At 38.8% G+C, this 19,071-nt stretch carries 9 protein-coding genes; 4 read left to right on the forward strand and 5 right to left on the reverse strand.

The genetic code is table 11. The features are described from left to right. Nucleotides 1-156: 156 nt before the first annotated feature. The 4 genes from ACUNWD_RS11180 to ACUNWD_RS11195 form a co-directional block, all read right to left on the reverse strand. Complete coding sequence (locus tag ACUNWD_RS11180) at nucleotides 157-3,660, reverse strand: RHS repeat domain-containing protein (protein ID WP_445587891.1); 3,504 nt, start codon at nucleotides 3,658-3,660, stop codon at nucleotides 157-159. 86 nt (nucleotides 3,661-3,746) lie between these two features. Next, entirely contained in the window at nucleotides 3,747-4,847 is a 1,101-nt protein-coding gene (locus ACUNWD_RS11185) for a hypothetical protein (protein WP_445587892.1), read from the reverse strand. A 25-nt stretch (nucleotides 4,848-4,872) separates the two neighbouring features. Then, on the reverse strand, nucleotides 4,873-6,888 hold the full coding sequence (locus ACUNWD_RS11190; protein WP_445587893.1) for a hypothetical protein: 2,016 nt from the start codon (nucleotides 6,886-6,888) through the stop codon (nucleotides 4,873-4,875). Nucleotide 6,889: 1 nt separating this feature from the next. Next, nucleotides 6,890-10,339, reverse strand: a complete 3,450-nt coding sequence (locus tag ACUNWD_RS11195) for a LamG-like jellyroll fold domain-containing protein (protein WP_445587894.1) — start codon at nucleotides 10,337-10,339, stop codon at nucleotides 6,890-6,892. A 691-nt stretch (nucleotides 10,340-11,030) separates the two neighbouring features. Here ACUNWD_RS11195 and ACUNWD_RS11200 point away from each other — a divergent pair. Continuing rightward, nucleotides 11,031-13,250 carry an amino acid permease gene (locus ACUNWD_RS11200; protein WP_445587895.1) on the forward strand — a complete coding sequence of 740 codons (2,220 nt, stop codon included), beginning with the start codon at nucleotides 11,031-11,033 and terminating at the stop codon, nucleotides 13,248-13,250. A 13-nt stretch (nucleotides 13,251-13,263) separates the two neighbouring features. Here ACUNWD_RS11200 and gltX read toward each other — a convergent pair whose 3' ends face one another. Beyond that, a complete protein-coding gene (gltX, locus tag ACUNWD_RS11205) occupies nucleotides 13,264-14,790 on the reverse strand; it encodes a glutamate--tRNA ligase (protein WP_445587896.1) in 1,527 nt (508 codons plus the stop codon). 264 nt (nucleotides 14,791-15,054) lie between these two features. Here gltX and ACUNWD_RS11210 point away from each other — a divergent pair, with 264 nt between their 5' ends. The 3 genes from ACUNWD_RS11210 to ACUNWD_RS11220 all read left to right on the forward strand — a co-directional run bounded on the left by ACUNWD_RS11210 (nucleotide 15,055) and on the right by ACUNWD_RS11220 (nucleotide 19,064). Continuing rightward, entirely contained in the window at nucleotides 15,055-17,202 is a 2,148-nt protein-coding gene (locus tag ACUNWD_RS11210; protein WP_445587897.1) for a S46 family peptidase, read from the forward strand. Nucleotides 17,203-17,286: 84 nt separating this feature from the next. Further along, nucleotides 17,287-17,757 (forward strand): ribonuclease HI, encoded by a 471-nt coding sequence (gene rnhA, locus ACUNWD_RS11215; protein WP_445587898.1) that lies wholly within the window; start codon nucleotides 17,287-17,289, stop codon nucleotides 17,755-17,757. A gap of 71 nt (nucleotides 17,758-17,828) precedes the next feature. Further along, nucleotides 17,829-19,064: a 3-deoxy-D-manno-octulosonic acid transferase gene (locus ACUNWD_RS11220; RefSeq protein ID WP_445587899.1), complete on the forward strand. Its 1,236-nt coding sequence runs from the start codon at nucleotides 17,829-17,831 to the stop codon at nucleotides 19,062-19,064. The last annotated feature ends 7 nt before the right edge of the window (nucleotides 19,065-19,071 follow it).

Here is a 19,071-nt window from a genome sequence, read left to right on the forward strand (position 1 = left end):
CTTTGATTTTTTTTATTCGTTTACTCATACTCATGATTTCTAGTTAGCTAATGCTTTACAAACGTTTTCTGTCGAATCCTTTTCAGCATTCGTGTCTCTATGGTTAGAGAGCCCGAAACAAGCTCGGGATGACGGTTCCCTTTAAGATTATATTTCTTATTCCTGTGTTGCATAGTGGTAACGGTATTTATTTACAATGTTGCCTTCGGTGTCCCGTACATATTCCAGTCGTCCAAAATCATCGTATTCGTAGTAAGTAGTCCGACCGGATGGGTCGGTTTGGGAGGTCATGCCGATTAAGGGTTCGTAGGTGTAGATTGTTAACATATCTAGTTCACCTAGATTGGACGAAATTTCACCTTCTATCAGCCCAATATCAGTATCTATTGCTGTTTTATCATCGCTTCCTGATAACAGTAAGTCTTCGATTGCTGTCTGAATTGTCTCAATTGAGATGGATTCATTCGGGCTTTCAATTTTTGCAATAGGGTATTGGTTGTTGTAGGCCCAGAGGTAGTAAGTTGATATATCATCTTCTTTCGTTTGTTGGATGATATTGCCCTTATCGTCATGCTTATAATTAATTTTAAACACTTCACCAGTTCCCGTTGGATAAATATCCTGATAAACTGGCAAAACCATATCCTGACTATAATCATACTCCGTGTGAGTTTTTGAAGTTATAACTCCTCCCACGGTTACCGTTTTGTCAATTACCGGACTAAGCATATGTTTATAGTTGACATTGGATTCATCCCACATTTCGGAAGGAGCATTTGAGCCCGGATCAGATGGGAAAACATAGTCCGTAATAATGGTTTTATTATTTATATCTGTTTGAGTTTGTTTAGTTAATTGTTTATGATCTGCGTTGTTGTATTCCAAATCTGTTGTAATGACAACAGGATTTCCCCCATTTTCATCATAGCTTGTATCAATTGTTTGATATGGATATCTCCAATTGGAAACCACGTCATAAAATCTCATATAGTAAGTATACAAAGTGTAGTTTGGCGCTCCTGCTGAATACTCCATAGTAAATGGTGTGACCGTAGCCTTGGCAATAAACGTTTCCGATTCGTTTTCCCTGTATTTAAATTCCTTAATTTTAATGGGATCTCCGCTTTCATTAAAATGTTCTTCTTTTCTTAATTCTCCATTTGCATGATTTGCTTTTCCGTAAATGCCGGGAAGATGATATGGTGTTAACTCTTCAGGTTCATTTGTGTAATGATATACAGATTCTCCCAACGAATTATTTGATTGATCCACATCAAATACTTTTACCAAACTATACCCTACAAAATTGCCTTGGGCTGAGCTTCCCAACGGGATTTCATTGTTTGAAGACCGGATTAAAATATTAAGAGTTGAATTAAAGGGCCCATCACTTGTAGAGGTCGCATCACGTTCATATTGACCATTAAAATAAAAATGTGTTATAGGAGTCATAGCTATACCAGTTGTTCCTAAATAGTATTCATCTTCATAGCTGTATTGTTTTGTTTTAACCACCTGCCCGGACAAGTCGAGTGTTTCGATTTTTGCAATTCTCAAACCTCCACCAACTTTGGTATCATTAAATTCTCGGGATATATATTTCGCTTTGAGTTCTATTGAACGATTATTATCCCAATCATTGTCTCTATCTGCAACCAATCTATAATCTCCAGGCGGTAAAAATATTTCAACCCGGGTTGAAAAAGCATTCGAACTTTCATTTATTGGTTGGATACAAACTATATCCTCTCCTGTCGCTTTTTCAACTATAGCCTTAATGTTGGTTGTATTTAATGCATGATAATAGCTTTCCATTTTACAATCAATCCATACTCTGGCACAATGTGTTAAAGAGAAAGATTCTACATCAGGCTCATCCCCATCATCGCTGAGTATATTTATTTCGTTTAATTTATCTTCAAAAGGACCAATAGGACTATTATCATTTGCCGCATTGTAGTTGTTAGGCTCAAATGTAAGCTTTGTAGCACCTCCTGTTGGGTATTCAATCTTTGTTAAAATAGAAGCCTTCATTTTATCAATATTAACTTCGCGAAATGCTCCTTCCTGAAAAAGGTGTGAGCCAGACGGCAGCAATTCATTTGGATTCTTAAAAACTGCATGAGGAACAAAGTACTTCTGAAAAATATCTGGTGACTCGTCTGAAATAACCAATGTAGTACCTGCGCTAAAATTATTCCATGACCCACTAATTCTATTTAAATAGTATGGCACTTTATCATTACCCAGTTGTCCATTATAATATCCCCAATGATCAATCGCAGCAGAATTTTTAGCAGGTAGGTTAACCGAATTATAGCTGAAAACATAAGGTGGCTTAGTTGAATATGTACTGTTCTCCTGATTATAGAAAGATTCTTGCACGCTATTAAGTTTTAATCTCCAGTAATTTTCTTTATTGTAAGTATTGATTTGCCCGTTAAAATAAGAATAGCTAAATGAAATCTTTTTGAATACCACGTCATTCGAATTGAACACTTTGATCTCGTCTAATCTTTGTGGCTTTTCAGCACTTCCTGTCGCATGATACTCCTGCCTCATATCTTCTTTATCTGAAGTAATAAATTCGACATACCCATTGTTAAAGTCGATACGACTAAGATAGACATCACTAGTTCTTTGCATACTGGCTGCAACATTGTAATAATATTGTTGCTCTTGCGTTCCATACCATACATTTCCCGGAAAAACTGGAGTGCTCAGGTTAGAATATGCCTGATGCTGTGTCTCGTTATAAGTAAGCTGGCTGATAGTTGCCCTATCTTGTTCATCATAGCTAAAATTAATATAATCTCCTTTTGGACTATCTATTCGATCTATATACCAAGCAGATGTAGTAGCATGATCTAAATAATTAATATCTCCGATCGTATCCAACCTTGTATATCTAAACGTTTCTCTTCCTGAGGTAGAATAGTTATATGTAATTTCTTTTGTCCCAAAGGAGTATTTCCATCCTTTTTCATCGATGACAGTCCAAACTGAATTTTCATTATCATATGAAAATGTTATTCCAGACTGATTCAAAGGAATTCCTTTTATGACAGATCCATTATTTCGTTCAAAAATCATTTTACCGGATTGCCCAAGAAAATTATAAAAGAACAAATCAGGCTCTCCATCTCTGTTTCCCGCATTAATTTCATCATAAATTGGTTTCTGATCAAAAAAATCAAAATCAGGATCTGAGAAGTCAGGAATATTACTACTCGTGGAAGGTAGTTCACTTACTTCCAGATACCCTTTATGTTTAAGATCATCTTGTCCTCGAACAGCTCTTGTAATTACACCTCCTGCATTTAAAGCCCACCCAAGCCCCACCCAACTGGCCTCTTGCGTCACTTTGATCCCAGACGCATGATAAGACAAAGTTATTGGCAGTTCAATATCTCCAGATTTTATAGAGTATAGTGGTATTGAAATGTTGGGAACCCCTGTATAATTTCCAACAGGAACATCGCCATACTGCCCTAGAGATGAGGCATTGGGAGATGGGGAAATTATTTGATTAACAAAACTGGCTACACCCTCCGCTTCCATCATCTCAACCTGGGTCTCCATGGTTTCTTCCGAGATGGTTTCTATTGTAAAAACCTCCGTCGAATCGTTGGCCGGTATTTCGGGTTTTAATTTATCCAAATCTATTTGAGCAAGAGCCAGGATACCAAAGGAACAAAGCAAAAATAAACATATAATATGCCTCAATTTCATTATGCTCACCTTTGTTATTTCCCTTTCTTTTCAAGTTCCCTAATACGTTTTTCCTGATCAAGGATATAGAGGGTCAGCTCTTCCACTTTTTTAAGCAGGAGCAGGTTCATCTTGGAAAGGTTCAATCCACTTTCTCCAACTTCTTTTGCAGAAGGGATTTCCGGTAAGTGCTTATTTTCTTTCAGGTAGTTTTCAAGCTCGTCCAATTCCGTGAGTTGGTAATCTTTTTCGAAGACATAGTCTGGGACGGGAGTACCGGGGCTTAAGCGAACAACAACTTCCTTTGCATTGACTGTTCCGTACACAAACAAGTTTTTTTCTTCAGCTCCCTCCCCTGATGATCCTATTGTCACGTGATTAGCGTAAGAAATGTACTCATCGGTCTCTCCTTCATTATTCTTTGTCCAGATACCATCCGTTGTAATATTTAAATCAAGATCATCCCAATAAACGCCACCATTCCCATCAGCAAATGGCAATTGCTCCAGGCTTGCTCCATCACTCACAAGGTCGGTCACATTTAGCACTACATCCCCGGTTTGGCCGTTTACTGAAAATACTGATCCACCGCTTGAAGTCCCCCACCGGGTAGTATCTGCTTCAGTAAAATCAAACCTTGACCAGTAATCACCAAGGTCACTCAGATTGGCTTTACTGTCAAGTTCTGTTTGCAGGCCGTCAACATTATCGATGATATGGTTATGACTGTCATCGACCACATCCACAGTTATTAAGCCTGTTCCGCTGCCAGTTGCATCTCCCGATAGCATAATGGTCTGGTCCCCGGTATTGGTTCCCGAGGTGTTTACCAGCCGGTCAATGTCAGCCTGGTTGGTAAATTTATTGACCGTTGACAAATCATCAATATCGTCAGCCGTTAACACCACTGCACCGGTTTGCCCGTTAACAGAAGTAACTATTCCAAAATCGTTGGTAGTGTAGCCCACATTCCCATTCTCATCGACAATAAGTACTTTTAGCTCAACCGGGCTGAGCTCCTGAATACTGTCAATTTGCAGGTAATTCGTTTTGATCTTAAAATGATCAACTCCTCCATCTTGCCCAAATACAGAAAGGGTAAGGAGCATTATCGTTAGTAATAGTAGGTTTTTCATATTGAAATTTTAAGTATATTTTATGCTAGGGTGCTGTTGTGAATGTATATTGAAGACTTTTCCACGCTGAGAATTCATTATTTCTTACAACCATTCTATAATAATATTGAGTATTAGGAGACAATGAAGACATATCAACACTGTATGTTCCACATGTAGATATCATTTTGGAAAAAAAAGGAATTCCTGACAAATTAAAAGTAAATGGCAAAGTGCTGTAATAAACTTCTACACTATTTAAGCTAGTGCCATACGCTGTAACACTTGCTTTAGCTGTTGTGGATGTTATGTTCGTAATACTTATATCGATACCTGTGGCAAAATTATACATCCCAAGGTAGTCATGAGTGATCCCGCTAAGTGAATTTACATCTTCAACATGCCATGTAAAAGCCACTTGCTGTGATTCTCCACCACACATTAACTGAGAAGTAGCATCATAGTATTCTATCGACAATCCAATATATTCATATTCAGCTAAACCCTCAATATCAATATAGTAAGGAAACGATGAAATAATGGATCCATTATCTTTTATCGCAACAATACTATTGCCATCTCCATCATAATCAAGATTTACATTCTCTATAACTAAATACTTATAAGCATCTCCCACATAATTATAAAATACATCACCTAAATCATACAATTTTGAGATGGAAGTAGCCAGGGGAGGGATTGCTCCATTAAGCCTATAGTCAATACCATTGACCGCAGTATAGGTTGGTCCTATTCCCAATGTTTGAGTCGTAAAGTTAACTTCATTGCCATAACCAGTTTGTGTTATTGTTGAGTCGCCAGCATTGTATTGTGATATTGCGTAAGCTTTAACATATATAATTGTACTAGAAGGAAGATCAGTTAAATTAACAGAGAATGATCCAATAGTTCCAGATGTTGACATTGAATTATCATCTATCATGTTTGGATTTCCGGTTGTATTCCAACAAATACCACGTTCAATAATAGAAGCTCCACCTTCATCCGTTACATTTCCCCCACAGGTTGCAGTAGTTGTAGATATATTTGAGACAGATGCTGTTGATATGGTTGGAGGTGAAATTGATAAAGTTGTAATTTCGATTTGGTTTCCATATCCAGTTCCCACGCTATTTGTAGCAAACGACCTTACAAAATAGTGAGTGCCTGGTGAAAGCCCTGAAAGTTCTGTCACCCATCCAGACTCATTACCAACAAATGCAAAAGATTGGTTATCTGAAATGGTTGGGTTCCCTGTAGTATTGCAACAGGCACCAATCTGTGTTACTGAAGTACCTCCATCATCAGTTACAACTCCACCTATTTGTGCTGTTGTCTCACCAACATCAGTCGGCATCAAAGCTGTTTGAACAATCGGTATTGATGGTGGCAGCGTTGTAAATGACCTTACACCATACCAATCAATACAGTTACCTGCCTTAATATAGCAGGCATAATAGTACTTAGTATCAGGCTGTAGATTATCCAATACTATGGTTGTATCATTATTCCCTGGAGAAATTGGATGGTAATTCTCATAAATGCCTGAAGTTCCATACCAAACATATCGTTGAGTAATTGTATTACCATTTGCGGTTATGTCAAAAGTAATATTTATAGAAGTTGAGGTAATGTTCGAACTTGAATATTCCACAACCGCTTCTGGATTAGTTGAAAGGCTTTGCTCTGCTGGACTATATACTACTCCGTCCGAAAAAACAGCATAAGCCCTGAAATAAAAGGTTTTAGATCCATCTAACCCAAAATAATCGATAGAAAATGTTCCGCCACCACTGCTATTACTATATTTATAATCATCAATTGTAGGATTAATAGATTCACTCCAGCATATTCCTCTTTCGGATACTGTATAATCTCCTTCACTAGTAACATTTCCAATTGCTCTAAACCCACACCAAGCATCGGGGCTAATTATTTCAACAGAACTAATTAGCACGGATGGTGGTTCTAATTGGGTACCAGTATGCGAACCAAAAAAATTCTGCGCAAACCCACTAAGGGCTAATAATATAGATAAGTATATTAACAAAAACTTTTTCATTTTACTGATATCCTAAAGTTCCGTTAATAATTATCCGAGTCCCATCGTAATACCAGCTAAAACAATCAATAAGTGAATCGCCGGATGTAGTAACTTCATCACCGGAACTATGAATAAAAGGGGAAACTACAACCGTGTAACCCGAAAAAGCCAAAGTATATGCAGTAGCAGCATTGGTTACTGTTAAGTTCCCCGTTTGCCCGGCCGTTAGGTTGAAGAAATTGATGGTTGTATTGCCACTAAGAGTCAGGGTTGCATTTACGCCATTGCTCGCATCCCATATTGGGGAAGTACCTGAAAGGGATTGAACGGAATGATTCCAATTATTACCACCAATTGCAGCAATGTCAACCCGTAATGATGAAATACTATCACCAACTTCCTGCAATGCTGTTTCAACATCGGTGCCAGTAAAATGAGCTCCTGCATCGCTAATTGGGACTTCGCTGGCAGTTTGATCATCTGTATCAACTGGTATTGCTGGTATATTAGTTAAGCTGTTATAATCACCATCAAAATCATCACTGGCATTTTTATCCCAGCCATCAAATGCCGGTTCATTGCCTGAGACTAATGTTACAGCAGAGTGGTTTTGCACAAACTCCTGCAAACCAGGAATACTGGTAGTATCCTGATCACCGGTGTTGGTTCCGCTTGTAAAGGCAAGCCGGTCAACATCGGCCTGGGTTGTAAATTTGTTGATTGACGAGCTATCATCAATATCATCTGCAGAAAGCACTACATCTCCCGTTTGCCCGTTCACCGAACTGACCAAATCCGGGGTAGTTGCTCCCCAGCGGGCTGTGTCAGCCTCTGTAATCTCTATTTTTGACCAATAGTTATTCAAATCGGCTTTGGTCCCCACCAGCGTAAGAGTATCCTCCCACATGACTATCTCTTCCGGATCAAGCGAAGTGGTATCGAGTGCTAAAAAACTAAGGTAGCCATTCGCATTTTTAAACGACATGGAGAAACCGGAAGCCGTTTTGGTGAAATCGTAAATGCCATTTTGTATCTGGACATTTTTACCATCAGGCAAGGTTTCTTCTGTCCAGGCACGGACATAAAGGAAATAGTCCTCGTTGAGGAAGCTGTTATCCCAGTTTACTTCCAATTGGTCTGTACTAACATCCACCGTATTGATCCGCGGGCTGGTTATGGTTTCCGATGAAACGGCACCCACAGTTATCCTGGTCTCGTTTGACCAGGCGGTATCCGCAGCCGTGTAGGCCATGCGCCTGTACCAAGTGGTTTGTGTTAATTCCGGGGGATCATACGAAACACCTGTTCCTAATGAGTCAGCATCCAACCAGGAACTACCGTTGTCTACAGACTGTTCCCATTTATACGAAATCGTACCGCTACCACCGCTGGCATCTTCCGAGCTTGCGATTAGTCCCGGGTTTTGCCCTGAAGTAATTGTTAAAGCTGTTGGTGATATCGTTCCGCCAGTTAGTGTTTCTTCGACCGTAATTTTTGAAATATTGGAACTATCGGCTTCTGCACCGCTTGATGCAATACGGATATACCAAGTAGTTTGTGTTAAACTTGGGGCATTGTATCCAGTTCCGGTTTCACCAGTTATTTCACTCCAGGTCGCACCATTATCAATAGACTCGATCCAACTATAGGTTATTGTATCACTTCCACCGCTAGCTTCTTCTGTGCTTGAAATCACCCCTGGATCATCGCCTGAGGTGATCGTTGAGTCCGCAGGCGAAATGATCCCTGCTGAAAGTGGTGTTGATCCTCCAGACCATTCTGAATAAGCAAGGCCGCTGCCGGAATTATAAAGTTGTGCGATTTCTTGCTCTGTTAAAGGACGATCCCATAAAGCTGTCTGATCAATTAGACTGTTATAATATGAAAGTCCGTTACCATATCCAAATCTTAAATGATATGGATTGGTGCCATAACTATCTGTACTTGAATCAACAAACGCACCATTATAATAAACTTTCATAGTTGTGCCATCATAGGTAGCTGCGACATGTGTCCAAACTCCAGGATTTTTGGGACCTACTTCGAGATTGCCACTTGGACTGGCACCATCACCCCATGACAAATTAATAGAAGCATATACAGTAAATCTATATCCGGCACTATATCCATTCCCATCTGCACTTCTGTATACTCCATGCGTTTCTCCATCAAAGGAAGTAGGATTTATCCACATAGATACAGTGAAATTATCAGATACTAAACTCGGATCGTAATTGACTTCAACATAATCATCCACACCATCATACGAGTATGCTTTTCCAATCTTTCCAGCCTGACCTATTGTCACACCACTAATTACTCCATCATTGCTTCCATATGAATCACTAGCAGTCGTTCCTGTTGTTTCATCAAACTCCCAAACAGAAACTAATCCGGAGGTTAAATCACCACCTCCAGCCGGCGACTCATTAACCGTAATTTTTGAAATATTGGAGCTGTCGGCTTCTACACCACTGGTTGCAATCCGCATATACCAGGTAGTTTGTGTCAAACTTGGGGCATTGTATTCATTTCCGGTTTCACCAGTTATTTCACTCCAGGTAGCACCGTCATCAATAGATTTAATCCAGCTATAGGTTATTGTATCAACTCCGCCGCTGGCTTCTTCATTACTTGAAATTGTTACGGGATCACCACCTGAATCCATGGTCAAATCGATGGGTGAAATTGAGCCTCCGGTAAGCGGTGTTGATCCACCTGACCATTCTGAATAGGCAAGGCCATTCCCTGAGTTGTAAAGTTGTGCAATTTCTTGTTCTGTTATTTCCCTGTTCCACAAGGCAAATTGAGACATATTAAACTTGCCCCATCCTGCTAAATTAACCGCTCCTATTTTAAAAGTTGCATCTGTATCAATCATCCCAGAACCGTTTTCACCCTGATTAATTACTGAAGCTTTTACTCCATTTATATAAATATCAATAGAGCCCCAATAATTACCTTTGCATACAAATGCAATATGCACATCTGTCAGGTTAGCAACACTTGTCTCTGTTAAATTTCCACGATATGTACTTCCTCCATCATGATGTATCCGAAGTGCAATCCTCCCATCTTGATAAATATGAGCATAGTATTCATAAAGACCGGATTCACTTCTTTTACAAAACAAATAGCAAGTCTGGGATAAATCCGGTTTCACCCAGAAACTTGCCGAAAAAATATTGTTAGGGAAAGACAAATATGAATCGTCGCCCATCTCTACAGAAGAACCCGAGCCGCTTGGAAAATTAAAAGACTTCCCAACAATCCCATCCTGATCTACATTAACAGCACTTCCAATAACACCATCATTATCTCCAAATAAGTCAAATAAGGTTTCACCACTAGTTTCATCAAACTCCCAAACAGAAACTAAACCATTAGTTAAATCTTGACAAAAAGAATTGAGATTAACAATGAGAAATAGTAATAGAAAAATTCGTTGAAGGAAATTTATTCTTTCCATATTCAATATTTTAAGTACATATTTTGATTAACTGAGTTAATTATCTATATTTTTTTATGTTCTTTTTAACCACAGTAAAAAGACAATCACGGACAGTCTTAAAACTTACTTGTATGTTATCGATTAGGGGCGACTGAAACATGAGTTTGTTTTATGCATTTAAAATACGAAACGAATCACTCAACAATAAATAGCTGCTCGAAAGGATATTAAATGCTGTTATTCTAATTTCAAAAATAGAAAATGGATATCTACAAACCAAAATTAATTAATTAGCATGACGTTATTTCTGGACATTTGATTGATTTAGGCTGCATGTAAATTCCGCTGAACCCATAATAAAATCAATCGTTCCATTAATTATTTTTTGATTAATACAAAATATATTAATTTTATTTTTTTGTTTATTTATCTTGTTTCTAAATTATATTTATTTCAAATATTATTGTTACTCAGAAAAATTAGGAATCAAAAAACATCCCGTAAATCCTATCATCTCACAGATCAACAATCAAGCTCAAATTGCAAAACAATTTCAATACCTACCTCTGAAAAATTATCCTCTTTTCCAATGCGATTTCTAAAAAGAACCGCATTTTTTAGCTTTGATATTTCAGTCAAATTAGAAATTCATAGCTTTTTGCTTAACTTAGTTTGGCTTTTGTTGTTAAAGCAGTTAAACACAATATCTATGGCTACATCTAAAAAAGAATTTGGCACATTACCCGTGTTTTTCACAGCAATATCCACTATTCTTGGAGCAATTCTATTTTTACGTTTTGGTTATGGCGTTGGTGTACTGGGCTTCTGGGGAGTGGTGCTGATCATATTGGTCGGACACATGGTAACAATACCAACGGCTTTGGCCATTTCAGAAATTGCAACTAACAAACGTGTTGAAGGAGGTGGCGAATACTTCATTATTTCACGATCTTTCGGATTGAACATTGGAGCCACTATTGGTTTTGCCTTGTACTTATCGCAAGCCATTAGCGTAGCTTTTTATGTAATAGCATTCACCGAATCCTTCGAATTCCTTTTCCAATTCATACAGGCAAAATATGATTTCATACTTCCACGTCAGGCCATTAGCATCCCAGCCATGGCCGGATTATCATTTTTGATTTTGAAAAAGGGCGCTTCCATGGGGGTAAAAACGCTGTATTTGATTGTTGGAATTCTCGCAGTTTCGCTGATCATGTTTTTTGCCGGAACCACGGAATATGCGGAACCAGGAACGTTCTCCATCTTTTCAGCAGAGATGCGGAATATGAATCAATTCTTTTGGGTATTTGCGATTATTTTCCCTGCATTCACTGGCATGACTGCAGGTGTTGGATTATCTGGTGATTTAAGAGATCCGTCCAAGTCGATACCGCTTGGAACAACACTAGCGACTATTTCAGGAATGCTTATTTACCTGGCAATTTCCTGGAAACTGGCATCCTTTGCTAGTGAAACAGATTTATTGGAACATCAACTCATCATGGGCAAAATTGCAATTGGAGGTTCAATTATTATTCCACTGGGACTAGCTGCTTCAACACTTTCATCGGCCATTGGCTCTATTTTAGTTGCACCCCGAACCCTGCAGGCTCTTGCGACAGACCGTTCATTTCCCGGACTTCGAATTAATGCATTTCTTAGACTAAACGATCAGAAATCGGGAGAACCCCAGAACGCCACCATCGTCACCATTGCCATTGCATTCATTTTTGTTGCTATTGGAAATGTAAATGCTGTTGCTGGCATCATATCCATGTTCTTTATGGTCACTTATGGATCACTCTGTCTGATTTCATTTTTAAACCACTTTGGATCGTCACCATCTTATCGTCCTTCTTTTCGGTCTCGTTGGTATTTTTCATTGATCGGATTCGTCACCGCAATTTTTGTCATGTTCAAAATCGATGCGATCTATGCATTCGTCTCACTCCTCGCGATGACGCTCATTTACCTGTTCATTAACCACGTCCATAGAGAACGAAAAGGACTGGAAAGCATTTTCACCAATGCAATATTTCAGCTAAACAGGAACTTGCAGGTATATCTTCAGAATGTAAGAAAAAGAAAAACATACAGTGAATGGCGCCCAAGTTGCATCTGCATTTCAGATAAAACATTCGAACGTCAGCAAGCTTTTAAAATACTCAATTGGCTTTCTTACAAATATGGATTTGGCACCTACATACACCTACTCCCCGGGTACTTCTCCAAAGCTATGAAAAATGAATCCGCCGAAATTCAGAATAAGCTGATTGATTTGTTTGGAAAAACGGAAAGTCACGTTTATGTAGACACAATTATTTCGCCGTCCTACACCTCAGCTATCGCGCAAGCGGTTCAATTACCGGGAATTGCAGGGCTCGAGAATAACATGATCATTTTTGACAATAACAAACACAAACCGGAAGAATTAAGTAGAATTATTGACAATTATAAATTGGTAAATGCGGGCGATTTTGATGTGCTGATTTTACGAACAGCTGCTAAAGAAATTGACCCAACAAGAGACATCCACCTTTGGTTAAAGAAAACAGATGAGTTTAACTCCAACCTGATGATCTTGCTTTCTTTTATCATCATTGCTCATCCCGACTGGAAAAAAGCAAAAATCAAAATTTTCAATATCACCTCAAAAGAAGAACACGAACAAACAAAAAACCACTTACAGGACCTCATCACCAAAGGGCGTCTCCCAATCACCATGAAGAACATAGAAATACTGGAAGAAAGTCCTGAAATAGGAATTCGTGAAATGATCAACCGGCATTCGGGCAATGCAGGATTAGTACTTCTTGGCTTTCGTGGTGATCATTTAAAGCATGAAGGAGTCAGCCTCTTTGAAGGATTCAGCGAGATTGATGCCATGCTTTTCGTAAACAGTCACAACGAAAAACTAATTGAATAAACTGAAGCTGTCTTTAACCTAAAATAGTAATTGCCTTCTCAATTCTTGAAATGGTTTCCTCTTTGCCTACTAATTCGCAAATATCGAATAAGTCAACCCCTTGACTGCTTCCAACCAAGGCCAAACGAATAGGAACCATTACCACTCCAAATCCCCATTCTTTCTCATTCATAAAATTGGAAAAAGACTCTTTTACTAATTCAGCTTTCCAATCATCAACGGCTTTAAATACCTCAAGAATTGCATTCAATTTCTCAGAAGTGCCTTCTTTCCATTTTTTCTTCACCGTTTTCTCATCGTAGCTTTCCGGCGCTTCAAAAAAGTATTGACCCTGGTCCCAAAGCTCATGAATAAATTCACATCGCTCTTTGATCATAGCAATGATACGAACAAGTTTTTCTTCGGAGATACTGACATTTCTGGCTTCCAATAATGGCTTAAATTCACCCGCCAGTTCGAGATCCGTTTTTTCCTGCATGTAATGACGGTTAAACCACTTTGCTTTCTCAGGATCAAAACGCGCTCCCGATTTAACCACTCGCTCCAAACTAAATTGATCTATCAATTCGTCCATGCTGAAAAACTCCTGCTCAGTACCCGCATTCCATCCCAGCAAAGCCAATAGATTAACAAACGCCTGAGGAAAATAGCCATCTTCTCGATAGCCTCTTGAAACATCTCCTGATTTTGGATCGGTCCATTGCAAAGGGAAAACAGGAAATCCCATTTTATCTCCATCACGCTTGCTCAATTTTCCTTTCCCGGTTGGTTTTAAAATTAATGGCAAGTGCGCAAAACGTGGTTTTGTATCGCCCCACCCCAATGCCTTATATAATAATATATGCAATGGCATCGAAGGCAACCATTCTTCACCTCGAATAACATGGGTGATTTTCATCATATGATCGTCCACCACATTAGCAAGGTGGTATGTTGGCATGCCATCCGCTTTGTAAAGCACTTTATCATCTAGTTGCGCGGTATTAAATTTCACTTCACCACGAATTAAATCTTCTTCCACAACATCGGTATTCTCCGGCATTTTAAATCGAATGATACATGGCTCACCTGCGGCAATTCTCCTCTGAATCTCCTCCTCTGACAATACCAATGAATTTTTAAGCTCTCCACGCGTATGCATATCATAGGAAAAAACCTCTTTATTTGCCTCAGCAGCAGCTCTCAACGCATCAAGTTCCTCAGGTGTATCAAACGCATAATAAGCATTGCCAGATTCAATTAACTGATCTGCAAATTGTTTATATATCTCTTTACGTTCACTTTGACGGTAGGGACCAAATTCACCACCAATTCCAGCACCTTCATCGGGAGTCAAACCACACCACTTTAAAGACTCAATAATATAATCTTCAGCACCTGGAACATATCTTGTTTGATCAGTATCCTCAATTCTTAAAAGAAAATCGCCACCATTTTTCTTTGCAAACAAGTAATTAAACAATGCTGTTCTAACACCACCCATATGTAAAGGGCCTGTTGGACTTGGAGCAAATCTCACTCTGACCTTACCGTTATTCATGATAGTATTTTAAAATTTTCAGCAAAGATAGGGAAATTTACTCCTGGGAAAAGCTCACCTTAAAGCAATTTACATGATTGAGAATATTAATGAAATCGATCAGACAAAAATATTTTTAGGTCTTTTTGTAATGAATGATGAACTTTAGCAACCTATGGGGAAATTATGAATTTGTTCATAATGTTATAAAACCAATTTGAAGAAAGGAAGATATACATATCTTTGTGGTTTTTATACGACTAATCTTAAATAATATAGATCGGAATGAAGAGGATTTTTGTGGTTATTTTTACCCTTAGCGTAATATTTTCGGCAAGGGCAGATGAAGGCATGTGGTTGCCGTCGCTGGTTTACAAACTAAACATCAGCGAAATGAAGGAGATGGGTTGTGAGTTAAGCGCCGATGAGATTTACGACATCAACAACTCAAGTTTAAAAGATGCCGTGGTTGCACTAGACCATGGATCATGTACGGGTGAGCTAATTTCCTCTGAAGGACTATTGCTAACCAATCATCATTGTGGTTTTGGTGAAATCCAAGCCCATAGTTCTGTTGAACACGACTATCTAAAAGATGGATTCTGGGCACAGTCAAAAGAAGAAGAGTTGCCAAATCCAGGAAAAACTGTTTCTTTTTTAATTCTTGTTGAAGATGTTACTGAGAAAGTTCTTGATGGAGTGAATGACGAACTAAGCTTTGATGAACGTAAAGCTAAAATTCAAAAAGCTTCCTTTGAGATTCAAAAAGAAGCAACCGAAGACACTCATTATGATGCCAAAGTGCAATCGCTTTTTAAAGGCAACAGATATTACTTGTTTGTGTATGAAACATTCAGAGACGTTCGCTTAGTAGGCGCTCCACCAGCGTCTATTGGCAAATTCGGCGGGGATACTGATAACTGGATGTGGCCAAGACACACGGGTGATTTTAGTATTTTCAGGGTATACTGCAGTCCTGACGGGGAACCTGCTGATTACTCGGAAGACAATATTCCTTATCAATCCAAATACCACTTGCCAATTTCACTGAAAGGCTATGAATTAGGCGACTTCACAATGGTGATGGGATATCCGGGAAGCACCAATCGCTACAAATCATCCTACGGGGTTGACTACACAATGAAAGTTACTAACCCAGTACGTGTAGATGTTCGTGCGAAAAAACTTGAAATATTAAAGGAATACATGAGCACCAGTCAACGCTCAAGAATTCAATATGCATCGAAGTATGCCAGAAGTTCAAACTATTACAAATACAGTATCGGTCAAAATAAAGGATTGAAAGCGTTGGAAGTAATAGAAAAGAAGAAAGAAATTGAAGATGAGTTCACCAATTGGCTTTCGCAGGACGAAGAACATCAGGAAAAATATGGGAAAGCGCTGGAATTAATTTCATCATCTTACGAAAATGTTGAAGATGAAAAAGCCTATGAATTCATTCTGGAATCAATGATACGCGGACCTGAGATTTTCTATTATTCATATGGAGCCAAAGGATTGTTGGCAGCACTTGAAATTGGAGAAAATCCAGAGCGTGTTGAAAGTAACATCAGGCATCTAAAAGAAGAAATGAATGAATTCTTTGAGGATTATGATGCCAAAACAGATCAAAAAATAGCAGCAGCCCTATTGAAAATCTACGAAAAAGAGGTGCATCCAATTTACCACCCCAGCTTTTTTGCGGATGTGAAAAAACGTTACAAAGGTGACTTTGATGCCTACACAGAGGATATGTTCAAGAATACAATTTTTGCAAGCAAAGAGTCGATGCAAAAGTTCCTTGAAAATCCAAAAGCGAAAATATTAAAGAGAGACCCTGCGCTGGTTACAGCTGTAAGTATTTTCAATATGATGGAGATTGTAGGAAAGAAGATGAATGAAACAACTGACGACCTACTGGAAGGTCGCAGACTATTTGTTGAAGGCTTGATGGAGATGTACAAAGACAAAAATTTCTATCCGGATGCTAACTCAACCATGCGACTAACTTACGGTAAGGTAGGTGACTACAATCCACGTGATGGTGTGCATTACAACTACTTCACAACATTAAAAGGGTATATCGAGAAAGAAATCCCTGGAGATGATGAATTTGATGTTCCAGCAAAATTGAAAGAATTGTATTATGCAGGCGACTATGGCCAATATGCCGATGAAGATGGAACGCTGCATACCTGCTTTATCTCAGATAACGACATTACCGGAGGAAACTCGGGAAGTCCTGTTATTAATGGAAAAGGTGAATTGGTTGGTATTGCCTTCGACGGAAACTGGGAGGCGATGAGCGGAGATTTGGCCTTTGAAACAGAATTGCAAAAATGTATTAATGTTGATATTCGATTTGTGCTGTGGACGATTGATAAGTTTGCCGGCGCCAGTCACTTAATTGATGAAATGACGATTGTCAAGTAATACAAACAAAACTTTTTACAAGAGGGTGCTCCAAAATTCTGGGACACCCTCTTTGATTTTGTATCTTTGGCGAAAATTAAAAACATGACCAGTATCCCACAAATAACCATTTACACCGATGGAGCCGCCCGTGGCAACCCCGGGCCCGGAGGTTACGGCGTAGTTCTGCTATCAGGACAACATAAAAAAGAATTGTCCGATGGTTTTGAATTAACAACCAACAACCGCATGGAACTTCTGGCGGTCATTGTTGGACTGGAGGCATTAAAAGTTCCAGGCAGCCGGGTGACAATATACTCCGACTCAAAATATGTTGTTGATGCCGTTGAAAAGAAATGGGTTTGGGACTGGGTGAAAAAACGCTTTAAAGGAAAAAAAAATGCAGATCTTTGGAAACGGTTTCTGAAGGTATATGAAAAGCATCAGGTTCGGTTTGTTTGGGTGAAAGGGCATGCAAATATTCCCGGGAATGAACGATGCGACCAATTGGCGGTGGAAGCTTCTCACGAACCAATGCTAAAAAGAGATGAAGGTTACCTTCAAAGCCAGACCTGATTTGTTATTTATATTTCTATAAAGCAACTAACAATTCATTACTTTTACTCGGGCATATTAACAGTGCATTCATGAACATCATCTATCAAGTAGGTATTTTTTTCTTCAAACTTGCAATTCAACTTGCGGCACTCTTTAACGAGAAAGCAAAGCTTTTAAGAAACGGGCAGAATAAGACATTCTCGTACCTGAAACAAAATCTGAAACAAGGCGATCACGTAATTTGGGTTCATGCTGCTTCGCTGGGTGAATTTGAGCAAGGTCGGCCGCTAATTGAACAAATCAAACAAAATCATCCTGAACACAAGGTGCTGTTGACATTCTTTTCACCTTCAGGCTATGAATTCAGGAAGAACTATACTGGTGCAGACTATATTTGTTACCTGCCTGCAGACTCTAAAAAAAATGCTCGCAAATTCATTCAGATGGCACAACCGCAAATTGCATTTTTCATCAAGTACGAATTCTGGTACAATTATTTCTCGACACTAAAAGATAACAATACACCAATCTACCTTGTCTCTGCAATATTTCGTCCCAATCAACTCTTCTTCAAACACGGATTAAGAAGTAAATGGTATCAAAAAACCCTTCATTTTGTTTCTCACTTCTTTGTGCAAAACCAGGAATCGGCGAACCTTTTAAAACAAATAGGAATCAATTGTTCAACCGTTACTGGCGACACCCGATTTGACAGGGTAGCTGAGATCGCAAAAAACAGAAAAGACCTTCCGCTAATTGACCAATTTAGAAATGGGCAAAAACTAATTGTAGCAGGTAGCACATGGGAACAGGACGAAAGACTATTAATCAACTTCATCAATAATCACCCAGCAGTTAAAATCATTTTTGCACCCCACGAAATAAAGGAATCCAACCTTAAACGAATTGAATCACTTTTAAGCGGCAAGTCGACTCGTTATTCATCAGCGAATTCAAATAATCTAAAAGAAGCACAAATACTCATCATAGATTCCATTGGGTTACTTTCAAGCATCTATCGATATGCAGATGTTGCATATATTGGTGGTGGATTTGGAGTCGGCATACATAATACCCTCGAAGCTGCTATTTATAACATCCCAGTAATTTTTGGACCAAACTATCAAAAATTTCAAGAGGCAGTAAGTTTAGTTGAAAGGGAAGTTGGTTTTTCAATCTCCAGACAGAACGAACTAAATTCGATTCTTACTGAGTTGTTAAAAAATGATGAGAAACGCGAAGCGATTTCCAGGAAATGCATTCAATTTATGAACGAAAATATTGGTGCTACTGATATTATTTTCCGAAAAGTTTATAACAATTAAATGAAAT

It is taken from the genome of Sunxiuqinia sp. A32 (assembly GCF_052690465.1).

Coding starts and splice junctions, on each gene's coding strand:
- ACUNWD_RS11185 (WP_445587892.1), bottom strand. CDS start 4,847: ATGAAAAACCTACTATTACTAACGATAATGCTCCTTACCCTTTCTGTA.
- ACUNWD_RS11190 (WP_445587893.1), bottom strand. CDS start 6,888: ATGAAAAAGTTTTTGTTAATATACTTATCTATATTATTAGCCCTTAGT.
- ACUNWD_RS11195 (WP_445587894.1), bottom strand. CDS start 10,339: ATGGAAAGAATAAATTTCCTTCAACGAATTTTTCTATTACTATTTCTC.
- ACUNWD_RS11200 (WP_445587895.1), top strand. CDS start 11,031: ATGGCTACATCTAAAAAAGAATTTGGCACATTACCCGTGTTTTTCACA.
- gltX (WP_445587896.1), bottom strand. CDS start 14,790: ATGAATAACGGTAAGGTCAGAGTGAGATTTGCTCCAAGTCCAACAGGC.
- ACUNWD_RS11210 (WP_445587897.1), top strand. CDS start 15,055: ATGAAGAGGATTTTTGTGGTTATTTTTACCCTTAGCGTAATATTTTCG.
- rnhA (WP_445587898.1), top strand. CDS start 17,287: ATGACCAGTATCCCACAAATAACCATTTACACCGATGGAGCCGCCCGT.
- ACUNWD_RS11220 (WP_445587899.1), top strand. CDS start 17,829: ATGAACATCATCTATCAAGTAGGTATTTTTTTCTTCAAACTTGCAATT.